Source organism: Chitinophaga sp., assembly GCF_039596135.1.
In the GTDB taxonomy this organism is placed as follows: domain Bacteria; phylum Bacteroidota; class Bacteroidia; order Chitinophagales; family Chitinophagaceae; genus Chitinophaga.
In genome coordinates this window covers 16197-31058 of record NZ_JBCNKH010000073.1, presented here as the reverse complement: position 1 = coordinate 31058, position 14862 = coordinate 16197, and the positions used below count along the sequence as shown (strand labels likewise).

At 45.6% G+C, this 14862-nt stretch carries 13 protein-coding genes; 7 read left to right on the top strand and 6 right to left on the bottom strand.

Annotated features, from left to right (window positions below; genetic code table 11):
• Positions 1-49: 49 nt before the first annotated feature.
• The 6 genes from ABDW16_RS26540 to ABDW16_RS26515 form a co-directional block, all read right to left on the bottom strand.
• Entirely contained in the window at positions 50-3169 is a 3120-nt protein-coding gene (locus ABDW16_RS26540; protein WP_343674012.1) for an efflux RND transporter permease subunit, read from the bottom strand.
• A gap of 12 nt (positions 3170-3181) precedes the next feature.
• On the bottom strand, positions 3182-4240 hold the full coding sequence (locus ABDW16_RS26535; RefSeq protein WP_343674010.1) for an efflux RND transporter periplasmic adaptor subunit: 1059 nt from the start codon (positions 4238-4240) through the stop codon (positions 3182-3184).
• Between the two features lie 8 nt (positions 4241-4248).
• Entirely contained in the window at positions 4249-5589 is a 1341-nt protein-coding gene (locus tag ABDW16_RS26530; RefSeq protein ID WP_343674009.1) for a TolC family protein, read from the bottom strand.
• A 98-nt stretch (positions 5590-5687) separates the two neighbouring features.
• Complete coding sequence (locus tag ABDW16_RS26525) at positions 5688-6440, bottom strand: LytTR family DNA-binding domain-containing protein (protein ID WP_343674008.1); 753 nt, start codon at positions 6438-6440, stop codon at positions 5688-5690.
• Positions 6421-7410, bottom strand: coding sequence for a histidine kinase (locus ABDW16_RS26520; protein WP_343674007.1), 990 nt, complete (start codon positions 7408-7410; stop codon positions 6421-6423). The genes ABDW16_RS26525 and ABDW16_RS26520 overlap by 20 nt, the downstream gene beginning before the upstream one ends.
• Before the next feature lie 212 nt (positions 7411-7622).
• Entirely contained in the window at positions 7623-8018 is a 396-nt protein-coding gene (locus ABDW16_RS26515) for a cupin domain-containing protein (protein ID WP_343674006.1), read from the bottom strand.
• 227 nt (positions 8019-8245) lie between these two features.
• Between ABDW16_RS26515 and ABDW16_RS26510 the strand changes: the two genes are divergently transcribed.
• Genes ABDW16_RS26510 through ABDW16_RS26480 form a run of 7 tightly spaced genes read left to right on the top strand, consistent with a single transcriptional unit; the run spans position 8246 to position 14832 of the window.
• Positions 8246-8839, top strand: coding sequence for a TetR/AcrR family transcriptional regulator (locus tag ABDW16_RS26510; RefSeq protein ID WP_343674005.1), 594 nt, complete (start codon positions 8246-8248; stop codon positions 8837-8839).
• A gap of 53 nt (positions 8840-8892) precedes the next feature.
• Positions 8893-10128: a TolC family protein gene (locus ABDW16_RS26505; RefSeq protein ID WP_343674003.1), complete on the top strand. Its 1236-nt coding sequence runs from the start codon at positions 8893-8895 to the stop codon at positions 10126-10128.
• Positions 10125-11006, top strand: coding sequence for an HlyD family efflux transporter periplasmic adaptor subunit (locus tag ABDW16_RS26500; protein ID WP_343674002.1), 882 nt, complete (start codon positions 10125-10127; stop codon positions 11004-11006). Before ABDW16_RS26505 ends, ABDW16_RS26500 begins: the two co-directional genes overlap by 4 nt.
• A 3-nt stretch (positions 11007-11009) precedes the next feature.
• Positions 11010-11912 carry an ABC transporter ATP-binding protein gene (locus ABDW16_RS26495; protein ID WP_343674001.1) on the top strand — a complete coding sequence of 301 codons (903 nt, stop codon included), beginning with the start codon at positions 11010-11012 and terminating at the stop codon, positions 11910-11912.
• Entirely contained in the window at positions 11896-12624 is a 729-nt protein-coding gene (locus ABDW16_RS26490; RefSeq protein ID WP_343674000.1) for an ABC transporter ATP-binding protein, read from the top strand. The genes ABDW16_RS26495 and ABDW16_RS26490 overlap by 17 nt, the downstream gene beginning before the upstream one ends.
• 1 nt (position 12625) lies before the next feature.
• Positions 12626-13717, top strand: coding sequence for an ABC transporter permease (locus ABDW16_RS26485; protein ID WP_343673998.1), 1092 nt, complete (start codon positions 12626-12628; stop codon positions 13715-13717).
• Positions 13714-14832, top strand: a complete 1119-nt coding sequence (locus ABDW16_RS26480) for an ABC transporter permease (protein ID WP_343673996.1) — start codon at positions 13714-13716, stop codon at positions 14830-14832. Before ABDW16_RS26485 ends, ABDW16_RS26480 begins: the two co-directional genes overlap by 4 nt.
• Positions 14833-14862 lie beyond the last annotated feature (30 nt).

The following is a 14862-nucleotide window of genomic DNA, read 5'->3' as shown; positions in this document are numbered from 1 at the left end:
GTCCAGTGCCTTCGAAACCAAAGGCAGCACAAGCAGGCAGATGATACTCCTAGTTATGAGCTTCATGGTATACAGGTTGCTTGTTCTTTTGTAAACGTGTCTTCAGTTTATCAATAATCAGGTACATGGCCGGCACCACAAACAATGTCAGGATCATAGAGCTGGTCAGCCCCCCAATGATCACCCATGCCATCCCGTTTTTGATCTCAGAACCCGCTCCCCTGGCCAGTGCAATTGGCAGCATACCGAAGATCATTGCCAGTGTCGTCATCAGGATCGGACGCAAACGTTCTTCTCCCGCTTCCACCAGCGCATCTTCTACTTTATATCCTTTCTCTTTCAAATGGTTGGTAAAGTCTACTATCAGGATCGCATTCTTAGACACAAGCCCCAACAACATGATGACCCCAATGATAGAGAAGATATTCAATGTTTCCATACTCAATGCCAGTGCCAGCAAGGCACCGATCAATGCCACCGGGATTGAGAACAATACTACGAATGGATAAATCACACTTTCATACAGGGCCACCATAATCAGGTACACCAGCAGGATCGCTGTGATCAATGCCAGCCCCAGACTGCCAAACGCATCCCCCTGGTTCTTTACGTCACCAAGGTATTCTACTGTCACGCCTTCAGGAAGGTTTACACTGGCTACTTTTTCTTTGATCTCTGTAGCCACAGTACCCGTTGGCCTGCCTGCCACATTCGCATTGACTGTGATGGAGTTGAGCCTGTCACTGCGTTCCAGCACACTTTCCCCCACACCTTCTTTTACTTCGGCGAACTGGCTCAGTACAAAGCTCTGCCCATCACTATTGGTAAATGAAAGATTTCTTACATTGTTAATATCAGATCGGTTGAAGCGGTCCAGGCTCACAAGAATGTCATATTCATTGCCTGATTGCTTAAACTTGCTCTTATCATTCCCACTGAATGCATTTTGTAGTGCACCACCTACCTGGCTCGCATTGAGACCTAACAATGTCATTTTCTCCCTGTCCAGTTTCACTTCTATCTGTGGCTTTGGATCTTTTACAGAGAGCTGTACGAACTGCGTGCCCGGTACACCGGCAGTGAGTTGCATGTATTGTTCCGCCACACTGCGCACATCTTTTAGGTTCACTCCTTTAACAGCAATCTGTATTGGCGCTGTACTCGCATTACCAGTGATAGAAGTGGGCGATGCAGTCACTTTCACTCCCGGAATGCTGGCTGTGAGCTGGCGCTGGATCATAATCCCAAATTCTTCTGCTGTCATGTTCCGTTCCTTTGCCGCTACAAGCGTCACGGTCAACTCTGCCCTGTTACTATTGTTACCTGTCCCGGCAACACCACCGGTGAGGAAACCAATGCTTGAAAAAACCCTGTCTACTTCAGGTCTGGCCAGCAACTGCTGTTCCACCTGTTGGGTCAGGATGTTCGTTTGGTAAATAGACGCATCCGAAGCGAGTTCCAGGTTGATCATCAGCTCGCCCTGGTCTCCAGAAGGAATGAAAGCAGCCCCTACAAATCCTTTGGCAACCAGCATAATAGAACCTATGATAAGGATGATCACGCCAGATAAAAGGAATCGCTTTTTATGTAATGATACCTTCAAAGCTTTACCATAGTTTACCCTGACCACATCAATGATGTGTTCGAATCCCAGGTTCAGCCTTCCCCACCAGGTATTTTTGGTGAGATGTTCCAGTCTGCCGAAACGGCTTGCTAACATAGGCGTGACCGTAAAGGAAACGAACAGGCTCATTAATGTGGATATAACGACAACTAAAGAGAACTCTTTTAAGATGGAGCCGATGATACCACCTGAAAGTGCCAGTGGCAGGAACACCACCACATCCACCAGTGTGATCGCCATCGCCGTAAAGCCAATTTCATTACGACCTTCCAGCGCCGCTGTTTTCCGATCTGATCCTGCTTCCAGGTGTCGGTAAATATTTTCCAGCACCACAATGGAGTCATCCACCAGGATACCTACTACCAGCGAAAGCGCCATCAGCGTCATTAGGTTCAGCGAGAAGCCCAGCAGGTACATGGCAATGAACGTTGGGATCATGGAAGATGGCAATGCCACCATCACAAACATTGAACTACGGAAGCTATGCAGGAAGGCCAGCATCACGATACCTACAATGAACACCGCCAGGACTAAGTCTTCCATTACCGCATCCGCAGAACGCAAGGTATAGGTAGACTGATCAGAGGATATGGTGAACTTTACTTTACTATCTTTATATTGACTCTCCAGATTGACAAATGCTTTCTTTACATCACGGCTCACGTTTACCGCATTTGCATCCGATTGTTTCACAATCTGGATACCGATAGAAGGCAGCCCATTAATGTGGTTGATTGCGGTCGCTTTGGCAGTGGCATCCACCACTTCTGCTACGTCTTTCAAATACACACTGCCACCACCCGGACGTTGTACTACGATCAGATCGCGGATCTGATCTATGGAAGCTACATTCGCATCGTACTGAATTGTCACCTGCTGGTTTTTTGTTTCAATACTACCTGCCGGGAATGACTGGTTTGCATTGCTCACTGCATTAGTAACCTGTGTGATGGTGATACCATAGGCATTCAGTTTGTTTTGATCTACGTTTACCTGGATCTCACGTTCATCTCCACCAATAATGTTTACCTGGCCTACCCCTGATACGTTTTGTAAAATCGGGCGCAGTTGCTTATCGACTAAGTCATAAAGTGCACGGGGTGCAAGTGTCGAAGTGACGCCGGCCTTCACTACCGGTGCTTCTTCCAGGTTTACCTTATTCACTAGCGGTTTGTCGATATCCTTTGGCAGGTCATTCTGTGCCTGATCTGCCTTTCGCTGGATGTCTGCCTCTGCTGCATCGATATTGGTACCGCTCTTGAAGGCAATGACTACCTGGGATACGCCTTCCTGTGATTTGGAAGTAATCTGATCCAGCCCTTCCACAGCGGCAAAGGCATCTTCCAGTTTCTTCGTCACGGACGATTCCACTTCCGAAGCGGAAGCACCTGCATACACCGTGCTCACCGTTACAGTAGGCACTTCAATTTTGGGCAGCAGGTTATAGTTCAGGCTATGATAACATTCCAGGCCGAAAAGTATCAGCACTGTAAATATTACAAGTATTAATAGAGGCCGTTTTACGGCAATTTCTGCTATTGACATGAGGGCGCTTTTTTATTTTGACACACTGACTGGAGTACCATCTTTCAGATTGATCTGACCGGAAGTGACGATGGAGTCACCTGCCTGCAAACCACTGATTACCTGCATCATCCCTCCCATTTCACTACCGGTCCGGATAGCTTGCTGATGTACTACATTATTCTTAACTACATACACAGAAGCGTTTTTCGCGCTTTCTGTCAGCGCTTCTCTTGGGATCACGAGCAGCTGTTCCTGTGTCTTCTTCGAGAAGTCGGCGTATACGAATGTACCGGAGCGGAGAATGGATTGTGTAGTATTGTCCGTCATGATCTCCACCAGGTAATTGTGTGTCTGGTCTGCCTGTGGACTGATAAAACTGATGGTGCCGGAGAATTCCTTACCGGGATAAACATCAGTGGTGATCTTTACTTTCTGACCGGTCGTTACTTTGTAAACTTCTGCTTCGGTCAGGTTTACCTGTACTTTTGCTTTGTTCAGGTTCACGATAGTTGCTATTTCAGTACCTGCATTTACAAATACGCCCTGCTCTACCGGCTTAGCACTAATGATACCACTGGTAGGAGCTTTGATAGCCGCATCTGACAATTTCCTGCGGGCCTGGTCTACCTGGTTAAGCGCGGTCTGGTAGTTGTTTTTGATTTCATTTACCTTTTCCTGTGTAGCAGCTTTGCCTTTCAGCAGTTCGGTATATGTATCGAGATCATTGCGTAGCTTGGCAGCGTCAGTTTCTGCTTTCTGCAGTTCCAGTTGTGCCTGCCGCGTATCTGTAATAGCCAGTACCTGTTCCTGTTTTACCTGGTCTCCCAGTTCAAAGCGCACCTGTGTAAGGGTACCACCAGTCATGGCTACGGCTTTGGCTTCTTTAAATGGTGCAATGTTGCCGGTTTTGATGATGTTGATTTCGAGCAACTGCTCCTTTGCAACTGCTACCTTTACCGGTATTTGTACCTGGGTTACAGGTGCCTGCTTGTTTTTTTCATTCAGCTTCTTTTTATTGACAGCCAGTTTGTAAACGATCAATCCGATGATCAGAATAACGACTAAACTTACGATGTACTTCGTTTTCATATTGCTATTTATAGAGCCAGGTAAAAGGTCTTGAGTGATCCACCCGCTTTTTCGAGATCGATGCGGGCGAGGAAGAAATTATATACAGCGCCCAGGTAATTGTTCTGCGCTTCTTTCAGTGAGTTCTGGGCATTGAGCCAGTCAGTCATGTCTGTAGTACCTTTCTGGTATTGCAGATTGGTGGTATTGAACACAGATTGCGCCAGTTCTATATTGCGCCGGTTATTGTCCATATTGCCCTGCTCCTGTATCACTTTGGTGCGGGCATTTTGGTACTCGAGCGCGTATTTACCTTCGTCTATTTTTAATTGCTCCACCGCATTCAAGCGTTTGTATTTCGCCTGGGAGTATTGTGCATTGCGCTTGTAGAAGTCGAGAATGGGAATACTGAGTTTGATACCAACGGCTGAATAAGTAGCCAGTGACTTGAAAGACTCATTCAGGTTGTCGCCATAACCAATAGCCCCATAGCGGGCATAGGCGGTGAGTCTTGGATAGATGCCATTGCGAATGCGGCGTTCATCTATCTCCAGCAGTTTCTCATTGACCTGTGATATGCGGAAGTCGAGGCGATTGGCAGCAGCAAAGGTGCTGGCATCGGGGGCAGCAATAGCCAGGCTATTGAAAGTTTTGGCAGCTTCCGTACTGTCTACCGTAATGGTATCTGCGAGCGGATAGCCCATTTCATATTTGAGTTGATTGTAGGATAAAGTCAGGTTACTTTCGGCAACGTGTATTTTAGACACCGTATTGTTGTAGTCAACAGTCACCTTGTCCAGTTCCTTTTGCAATACAGTGCCTTTGTTTACCTGCAGACTGGTCACGGCCATCTGTTCCTGGTAGTTGTCCAGGTTAGCGCGCAGGAGTAATAACTGTTCCCTGTACACGAAGATCTGGGCAAAGGCGTTGCTGATGTTATAAATGATGGTCTCATTATTTTGCTGCACATTCAGCTCGGCCGATTCCTTGTTGTATTTATTCGCCTTCAGACCTGTGAGCAGTGACTGGTCGAAAATAGTTTGATCCAGTTGTGCTACGGGATTGGTATTGAACTTCTTGGTGAATGCAACACGAATATCATGGTCGCTGAAGATACCCGCAGGAATCACGGTTTCCTGTACTTTCAGGTTGTCATCGATTGAGCCAGAGATACTGACACTGGGCAGGTAAGCGGCTAGTGCTTCACGGGCTTTGGCATCTGCAGCACGTTTCTCATTGGCATAAACAACATTGCTACGGTGGTTTTTAAGACCGTATTCAATGCAGCTCTTCAGCGTCCAGTTGTTCTGGGCATAAGCGGCGCCACTGATTAGCAATAGTACTGCAATAAATAGTTTCTTATTCATCATATGAAAGCAAAACTACCTACTACATCTACCCTATTTATTTAAATATCAATGAAGGGAACAAATAGGGAAATGAAGTGCGCAAAATGGGAAATGAAGTGTCACTGCTCTACCCAGCGCAAAAAATCCTGCGCTTTCAGGCGGCTTACAATGATCTTCTCCGGGGTTTTACAGTTCGTCTTGATTATCAATCTCCGGTTGAAATAATGCTCAATGTCCGTGATACTTTCACGGTGCAGGATAAATTGCCTGTTGGCCCGAAAAAAGTCATTTCGGCTCAGCATGTTCTCCAACTGGTCGATGGTATATTGGATCGTGTAATCCTGGTCGTTGCGGGTATGGAGCGTCACTACGCCATTGGCGGCATGTATGTAAGCAAGATCGGCCACCTTAACGGGTACCATCTTTTCCCTGTAGTGTACGAGGATGGTCTGGCGATAAGCATTTTCCATCTGGGTCATGGCCTTACTCAGACTTTGCTGGTAGGTATTGTAATGGTCTTTGATACGATGAAATTTCTTCAGGCTTCGCTCCACCATAGTCTCTTCCAGCGGCTTCAACAAATAGTCGATACTATTGGATTCAAAAGCCTGAATAGCGTATTGGTCAAAGGCCGTGCAGAAAATGACGGGGGCATTAACAGCTACTTCCCGATAGATTTCGAAACAGAGGCCATCGCCTAACTGGATATCGGAAAATATCAGGTCGGGAGCTGGGTTTTCTCTGAACCAGCGAATGGCAGCTGCCACAGACGGCAACACTTCCAGTATGCGGATTTCGCCATCTATACCGGAAAGGATGTCTTGTAGTTCCCGGGCTGTTTTACGCTCGTCTTCAATGATAATAACGTTCATGGCTAATGACTGGTAAATGTACAGTAAAGCTTTCGTCCGTACTGTCGATGGTGATCTGTTTATCAAACAACAATTGAAAGCGTTCGTTGATATTCTGCAAACCTAACCTGGTACTCTCTACAGGATACTTTTTAGGTTGCCGGGTATTCCTGACAGTGACTGTTTCATTTTGTATAAAGATCTCTATCAGCAAAGGCATGTCGGAAGAAAATGCATTGTGCTTAATCGCATTTTCGATTAAGAGCTGAATGGCTAAAGGCGGTATCAGGTAGCTATGATACACCTGCGGAATATCGATCTGTACTTTCAGATCGCTTTCAAAGCGCTGGTAGAGAATGTATAAATAAGAGTCAATAAAGTTGAGTTCATCGGCGAGTTTCGTTACCTGGTGCTCATTGATGTTCAGCAGATAACGATATACGTGAGATAGCTGTACTACAAAGTCTTTGGTCCCTTTATCGGAGGCGATGTGCTTGAGCGTGCTGAGTGAGTTGAACAGGAAATGAGGACTGATCTGCTGCTGTAGGGAGAGCAACTGTGCACGAAGATGAGCCTGTTTAAGATGTTCATTTTCCAGTTGTGCTTTTTGCAGCATAATGGTGACCGCCAGCGAACTCCATACGATGTGGCAAATCATACTGAGAAAAAATGCACCGATGAGGAGGCGCAAGAAATCGGCGTAGGTATAGTGGAATATGTTTTCCGGAATTAAAAACCTCTCCGGCACCGCAGTTTCAATTACATAATTAGCTACAGATACTATCAGCGTAGCAACAGCAATCCTGATAATAGGACGGAGTTGTTTACTGACTCCTTTGGGCTCATGTAACCTGAGGTAGCCATGTACCATCCAGCAGGTAGATATAGAAACGGCAATGATGGTAAAATGATTGATGAAGGCCTTAAAATTATAGATGTTAAAATCATTTAGTCTCATCAGGATTGTTCCCCCACCGAGGATCAAAATCATGATGAAACACCATTTTAACTGGTAAGAGTATGACATCTGCAAATGTACACACAAATGTTCTTGCGGGAGAATTTAGGCCGTCAAATGCGCATATTGGGGCGTGAAATGCGCAAAGGCGAGAAATGAAATGAACAAACCTTCCCAATCACTTTTAGCAATCGGGAAGGTAGCCTGCGGCGGCTGGCAACGGTGATGACAATTACTTTATGAGTTTACTGGTTATACTGTTCCTCAGTTACCGGCTCCATCCAATCTACCGGGGAACCGTTTAGCTTTTCCTGTATGGCAATATGGCTCATACCGGTAGTAGCGGTAGCACCATGCCAGTGTTTTTCGCCGGGGGCAAACCATACCACATCACCGGGGTGAATTTCCTGCCGGGATTCCCCCTCCTTCTGTACCCAACCACAACCAGCGGTGACGATCAGTGTCTGACCCAATGGGTGGGTATGCCATACCGTGCGGGCACCGGGCTCAAAAGTGACCAGGGCCATGGCTACGCGGGCCGGATCAGGAGGATTGTTTAAAGGATCGATTCTAACAGCCCCCGTGAAGTACTCAACGGGACCTTTTCCTGATGGCTGACTGCCAGTTCTGATGATTTCCATAACTATTCTAACAGTTTTCTGGGCACAAAGTTATGGCCAGACGGTCCAGGTGTGTTAATAACATTCAAATAGATCCTTAAGAAAATCAAATAATTCCCCTGCTCCCGGCCGCAGGCCCCACCCCTTGGGTGGGGCCTGGAAAAGATAAAAGCAGCGAAGCTACCATTCAAACCGATCAATTTAATCATTTGTTTAAATCAATAATTTAACCTTATCTTTGTACCATCATGGAAGAGAAGAGCATTTCAACGGAAGAAAAGATCAAAGCAGCCGCCAGGACAATTTTCACCAGGAAAGGGTACGCCGCTACCAAGACCCGTGATATTGCAGAAGAAGCCGGGATGAACCTGGCCCTGTTGAATTACTATTTCCGCAGTAAGGAGAAACTGTTTGAAATTGTAATGGCCGAAAACCTGAAGAAGCTATTCGGCATACTGGCGCCCACGCTGAATGATAAAAGTAAATCGCTGGAAGAGAAGATCTCTTTTATCGCTACCAATTATATTAATATGCTCTTTTTGAATCCGGATCTGCCCTTATTTGTCCTGAGTGAATTGAGGCAAAATCCCGGCTGGCTGAAGGAGACACTGAATGTAGACGCCTATGTAGTCGGATCGCATTTCATGCAACAGCTACAGGAAAAAAAGAAAGATATCAATCCGTTACAATTCCTGATGTCTTTATTGGGGATGCTGATCTTTCCGTTTGCCGCCCGGCCCATATTGCAGGGAACAGCAGCAATATCCGATGATCAGTACAATCAGCTGATGGAAGAACGCAAAAAGCTGATTCCCATCTGGATGAAATGCATGCTTGAATAGCTGCATTTTTTTTGCCCCGGACTTAATCATTTGATTAAATAATATGTTTAAATATGAGATACTACCTCCTGCTTCTTTTGTTTTCGTTGCCTGCAAGGGGACAACTCACCCTGCCAGAATGCTACCGGCTGGCCGAACAGCATTATCCGCTTACCAAAAGGTATGACCTGATCAGCAAGTCGGCAGCGTACACGATTGACAATCTGAAAAAGGGATACCTGCCCCAGTTTTCTGTGAATGCACAGGCCACCTACCAGTCTGCCGTAACACAGGTTCCGATTAGCATACCAGGCGTAAACATCCCTACAATAAATAAGGATCAGTATAAGGCAACGGTGCAACTGGACCAGGTGATTTATGACGGGGGTGAAATTGCAAAACAGGCTGCGCTGCAAAAGAGCAATGAGGCAGTATCCCGGCAACAACTACAGGCAGATTTGTATGCGCTGAAAGACAGGATTAACCAGTTGTATTTTGGAATTTTACTGGCCGATGAACAGCTGAAACAAAATGACCTGATGCTGGCAGATTTGCAACTGGGCTTGAAGAAGACACAGGCCGCACTGGATAACGGTACAGCATTCAGAAGTAATGCAGACCTGATCAATGCAGAGATATTAGCCACGCAACAGCATAATATTGAAATTGCCAGCAGTCGCGATGCGTATGCTAAAATGCTTTCGCTCTTCATTGGCATACCCGTCACCACGTTGGAAAAACCAGCTGCATTGAATCTTACTGATAGCATTCATCGCCCGGAACTGTTATCATTTGATGCACAGCAAAAATCTTTATTGCTCCAGGATCAGTTATTGACGGTAGGAACCCGACCTAAAGTAGGCTTCTATATTCAGGGGGGGTATGGTCGTCCTGGATTGAATATGCTGGACAATAGTTTTCAGGGATTTTATGTTGGCGGTGTTCGCCTGAGCTGGTCCCCTTCTTCATTCTACACGCTGAAGAAAAAAAGAGCGCAACTCGTTGTAAACAAACAGGAGATTGCCGTGCAAAAAGAAACCTTCTTATTTAACACAGCAATGACTGTACAACAGCAATCTGTTGCCGTAAATAAATACCAGCAATTAATGACTTCCGACGATGCAATTATCCAGCTACGTGCACAGGTAAAAACTGCTGCCATCGCCCAGTTAGAAAATGGTGTGATCACCGGCAATGACTTTCTGAAAGAAGTGAATGACGAAAATCTGGCCAGACAAAATAAGTCCCTGCATGAAATGCAATGGCTGCTCTCACAATATAATCAACAAACTACTACAGGTAATCTATGAAAAAGAATCTCGCCATACTGATGATAGTCGCTGCTGCCATCTCAGCTTGTAATAAAAAAGAAGCAGCATACGATGCATCCGGTACTTTCGAAGCTGTTGAAACCATCGTTTCTGCAGAGGCTTCCGGCAATATCAAATCATTGGATATTGAAGAAGGACAAGTATTGAAAGCCGGTCAGGTAGTGGGTTATATCGACAGCATTCAACTCATCCTGAAAAAGAAACAACTACAGGCACAGATCAGTGCAGTACTGAGCGGACGCCCGGATATCGCTGCGCAAACAGCTGCTCTGCAGGAACAACTGAGGCAGGCCGAAAGAGAAAGAGACCGGACAGAAAACCTGCTCAAAGCTGATGCTGCTACCCGGAAGCAACTGGATGATGCAATTTCACAGGTAGCCATTGTAAAGAAACAAATTGCCGCTACGCAATCTTCCCTCGGCATTACCACCACCAACCTGAAAGACCAGGCTGCTCCACTGGAAGCACAGGTGCAGCAGATTGACGATCAGCTGGATAAATGTAAGCTGACCAACCCTATTGATGGAACTGTTCTGACCAAGTATGCAGAAACAGGCGAAGTAACCAGTCCGGGCAAAGCCGTGTACAAGATTGCTGCTTTGAATACGATCATTTTAAGAGCCTACCTCACGGGGAACCAGCTGTCGCATGTAAAAACAGGCCAGCAGGTGAAAGTACTGGTAGACGATATGAAAGATCATACAGGCACAATAGAATGGATCAGCAATAAAGCAGAATTTACGCCAAAGACCATCCAGACAAAAGACGAAAGAGCCAACCTGGTGTATGCCATCAAAGTGCGTGTCAATAATGATGGCTATCTGAAAATTGGTATGTACGGAGAAATAAAATTATAACACATGGATGCTGTAATCGTCAATCACCTGCGGAAGGTATACCAGGATAAAACAGCTGTGGATGATGTTTCCTTTGCTGTACAAAAAGGCGAGCTGTTTGGATTGATCGGACCTGATGGCGCCGGGAAGACAAGCATCTTCCGGGTACTGACCACGCTGTTATTGCCAGATGGCGGGAGTGCTACGGTAGATGGATTTGACGTAGTGCGCGATTATAAAGCAATTCGTAACCGCGCCGGGTATATGCCAGGTAAGTTCTCCCTCTACCAGGATCTGACCGTGGAAGAAAACCTACGCTTCTTTGCAACTGTATTTAATACCACTATCGAAGAGAACTATGATTTGATAAAAGATATTTATATACAGATCGAACCATTCAAAAAAAGAAGAGCAGGAAAACTATCAGGTGGAATGAAACAAAAACTGGCACTGTGTTGTGCCCTGATTCACCGGCCATCTGTACTGTTCCTGGATGAACCGACGACGGGGGTAGATCCTGTATCGAGAAAGGAATTCTGGGAAATGCTAAAACACCTGAAGGAACAGGAGATCACGATTATCGTATCTACACCATATATGGATGAAGCTGATTTATGTGACCGGATTGCATTGATACAGGATGGAAAGATCCTGTCCATCGATACACCTGGCAATATAGTAGCGGCATTCCCCGCTGAATTGTATGCAGTAAAAGCGGATCAGATGCACCAGTTACTAAAAGCCCTGCAAACGTCATCACTGGTAACAGACAGCTATGCATTCGGAGAATATGCACATGTAACCTTTGAAGGAGATTTACAACAGGAACTGGCGGCACAGGGCCTCACAGGAATAGAATTGCAACCTACACCGGTCACCATCGAAGACTGTTTTATTAAATTACTAAAAGATGATCAAAACAGATAAACTAACCAAACGCTTCGGGAATTTCATTGCCACCAATGAGATCACTTTTGAAGTAGAAAAGGGCGAGATCTTCGGTTTCCTGGGTGCAAATGGCGCGGGCAAGACAACCGCTATGCGCATGCTGTGCGGACTGTCTACCCCTAGTTCCGGGAGCGCAACCATTGCTGGTTTTGATGTTTATAAACAAACGGAGCAGATCAAAAAGAACATTGGGTACATGAGTCAGAAATTCTCTTTATACGAAGACCTGACCGTAACAGAAAATATCCGGTTCTTTGGGGGTATCTATGGTCTGAGCAATCAACAACTCAAAACCAAGAGCCAGCAGCTGCTCCATGACTTAGGCCTGGAAAAAGAAGCAAAAAAACTGGTGGGTGCTCTCCCACTCGGCTGGAAACAAAAACTCTCTTTCTCCATTGCGGTATTACATGAACCGAAGATCGTGTTTTTAGATGAACCTACCGGCGGCGTAGATCCTATTACCCGCAGACAATTCTGGAACCTGATCTATGATGCTGCAGACAGAGGGGTAACAGTATTCGTCACCACCCACTATATGGACGAAGCAGAGTATTGCAACCGCATCTCTATTATGGTAGATGGCAGCATCAGGGCTTTGGATACGCCCCGTAATCTGAAGAATACATTTAATGCTGCCAGCATGGACGAAGTCTTTTACGCGCTGGCCCGCAGTGCTAAACGTAGCGAATGATATGAAACAGTTTTATACCTTTATCAGGAAAGAATTTGCACATGTACTAAGAGACAGGAAGACCCTCCTCATTCTCTTTGGTATGCCGATCGTACAGATCCTGATCTTTGGCTTTGCGTTGACGAATGAAGTCCGGAATGCTAAAATTGTAATCTACGATCAGGCACAGGATGTGGCTTCGCAACAACTGATCAGCAAGATTGAAGCGAGCCGGTATTTTGATATTGCCTATGCAGTGATGGATCGTGCAGGAATTGAAGCCGCTTTCAGGAAAGGCGATATCAGGCTGGCCGTGATTTTTCCACAGGGGTTTAATAATGACCTGTTGCATACACATCATGCACAGATCCAGGTGATTGCCGATGCGGCAGATCCCAACACAGCTACGACACTGACTAGTTATGTTACAAGTATCATCCAGGATTATATGGCGGCGCAGGAGCCTTACCAGATAACTCCACAGATCAGGTATTTGTATAACCCGCAGCTAAAAGGAGCTCCGAACTTTGTACCGGGCGTGATGTCGCTGGTATTAATGCTGGTATGTGTGATGATGACAGCCGTTTCGATTGTTCGTGAAAAAGAAACGGGAACGATGGAAATCCTGCTGGTGTCGCCTTTTAGTCCGCTGATGGTGATCATATCCAAAGCCATTCCTTACCTGTTACTTTCATTGATCAATGTAACCACTATTTTACTGCTGAGCACCTTTGTGCTGAAATTACCGATCAATGGTAGTATTCCATTATTGTTTGCAGAAAGTACCTTGTTCATCATCACCTGCCTGACACTGGGCATTTTTATCTCTGTAAAAACAAGTTCACAGCAGGTGGCTATGCTCATCTCATTAATGGGAATGATGCTGCCTACGATCCTCTTTAGCGGCTTTATGTTCCCGGTAGAGAACATGCCCCTCCCCTTGCAGTGGTTCAGCAATATCGTGCCTTCCAAATGGTATTACAATATTGTGAAGGCGATTATGATCAAAGGGCTGGGATTCTCTGCCATATGGAAAGAGACGCTGATATTGGCTGGGATTACAGTGTTTTTATTATTCGTGAGCTTTAAAAGTTTCAAAATCAGGTTATCATGAGAACGATCCGGTTTTTATTACAAAAAGAATTCAGGCAGATCTTCCGCAATCGTTCCATTTTGGCGATGGTGCTGGTAATGCCGGTAATGCAGTTGTTCATACTGCCTTTAGCTGCGAATTACGAGGTAAAGAATATTAACCTGGCAATCATTGATAATGATCATTCTTCTTATTCGCAGAAACTGATCAGTAAGATTACTGCTTCAGGATACTTCAGGCTCACGGGGTACGTGTTTTCTTATAAGGAAGCGCTGCATTTGATTGAGCAGGATAAGGCAGACCTGCTGCTGGAGATTCCGCATAACTTTGAAAAGAACCTGGTCAGGGAGGATCACGGGCAGTTGTTTGTAGCGGTCAATGCGATCAATGGTACCAAAGCCAGCCTGGGCGGAGTATACCTAAACAGTGTAATCAGGGACGAAAATAATGATATCCGTTTACAGCTGGTAGAGCCGGTACGGTTTCAATCGCAACCGGTCGTGGAGATTGCTTCTTCTAACTGGTTCAACCCTTACCTCGACTATCATTTATTTATGGTGCCCGGTATATTGGCCATACTGGTGACGATGATTGGTGGTTTCCTCACGGCATTAAATATTGTAAAGGAAAAAGAAGTAGGTACGATAGAACAGATCAATGTAACGCCGATTAAGAAACATCATTTCATACTGGGCAAGCTGATTCCATTCTGGGTATTGGGAAATGTGGTATTTACGCTGGGATTGATTGTAGCCAGGGTAGCGTATGGAATTGTGCCAGTGGGCAATATCTTTTTATTGTATGGCTTTATATGGGTGTACCTGTTGGCAGTACTGGGTTTTGGTTTGCTGGTGTCTACGTATTGCGATACGCAGCAGCAGGCGATGTTCATTATGTTCTTCTTTGTGATGATCTTCATTTTGATGGGCGGGTTGTTTACGTCTATTGACAGCATGCCTGACTGGGCACAGGTGGTCACAAAGTTCAACCCGGTGAGTTACCTGATAGAAGTGATGCGCATGATTGTACTGAAAGGGAGCGGCATCAGGGATGTATTGCCTAAGCTGGGGGTAATACTGATCTTTGCGATTGTGTTGAATGCCTGGGCGGTTGTGAATTATAGAAAGACTAATTAGAAAAGCGGGGATCCCTGATTGCGGTAGAAA

Coding starts and splice junctions, on each gene's coding strand:
- ABDW16_RS26540 (WP_343674012.1), bottom strand. CDS start 3,169: ATGTCAATAGCAGAAATTGCCGTAAAACGGCCTCTATTAATACTTGTA.
- ABDW16_RS26535 (WP_343674010.1), bottom strand. CDS start 4,240: ATGAAAACGAAGTACATCGTAAGTTTAGTCGTTATTCTGATCATCGGA.
- ABDW16_RS26530 (WP_343674009.1), bottom strand. CDS start 5,589: ATGATGAATAAGAAACTATTTATTGCAGTACTATTGCTAATCAGTGGC.
- ABDW16_RS26525 (WP_343674008.1), bottom strand. CDS start 6,440: ATGAACGTTATTATCATTGAAGACGAGCGTAAAACAGCCCGGGAACTA.
- ABDW16_RS26520 (WP_343674007.1), bottom strand. CDS start 7,410: ATGATTTTGATCCTCGGTGGGGGAACAATCCTGATGAGACTAAATGAT.
- ABDW16_RS26515 (WP_343674006.1), bottom strand. CDS start 8,018: ATGGAAATCATCAGAACTGGCAGTCAGCCATCAGGAAAAGGTCCCGTT.
- ABDW16_RS26510 (WP_343674005.1), top strand. CDS start 8,246: ATGGAAGAGAAGAGCATTTCAACGGAAGAAAAGATCAAAGCAGCCGCC.
- ABDW16_RS26505 (WP_343674003.1), top strand. CDS start 8,893: ATGAGATACTACCTCCTGCTTCTTTTGTTTTCGTTGCCTGCAAGGGGA.
- ABDW16_RS26500 (WP_343674002.1), top strand. CDS start 10,125: ATGAAAAAGAATCTCGCCATACTGATGATAGTCGCTGCTGCCATCTCA.
- ABDW16_RS26495 (WP_343674001.1), top strand. CDS start 11,010: ATGGATGCTGTAATCGTCAATCACCTGCGGAAGGTATACCAGGATAAA.
- ABDW16_RS26490 (WP_343674000.1), top strand. CDS start 11,896: ATGATCAAAACAGATAAACTAACCAAACGCTTCGGGAATTTCATTGCC.
- ABDW16_RS26485 (WP_343673998.1), top strand. CDS start 12,626: ATGAAACAGTTTTATACCTTTATCAGGAAAGAATTTGCACATGTACTA.
- ABDW16_RS26480 (WP_343673996.1), top strand. CDS start 13,714: ATGAGAACGATCCGGTTTTTATTACAAAAAGAATTCAGGCAGATCTTC.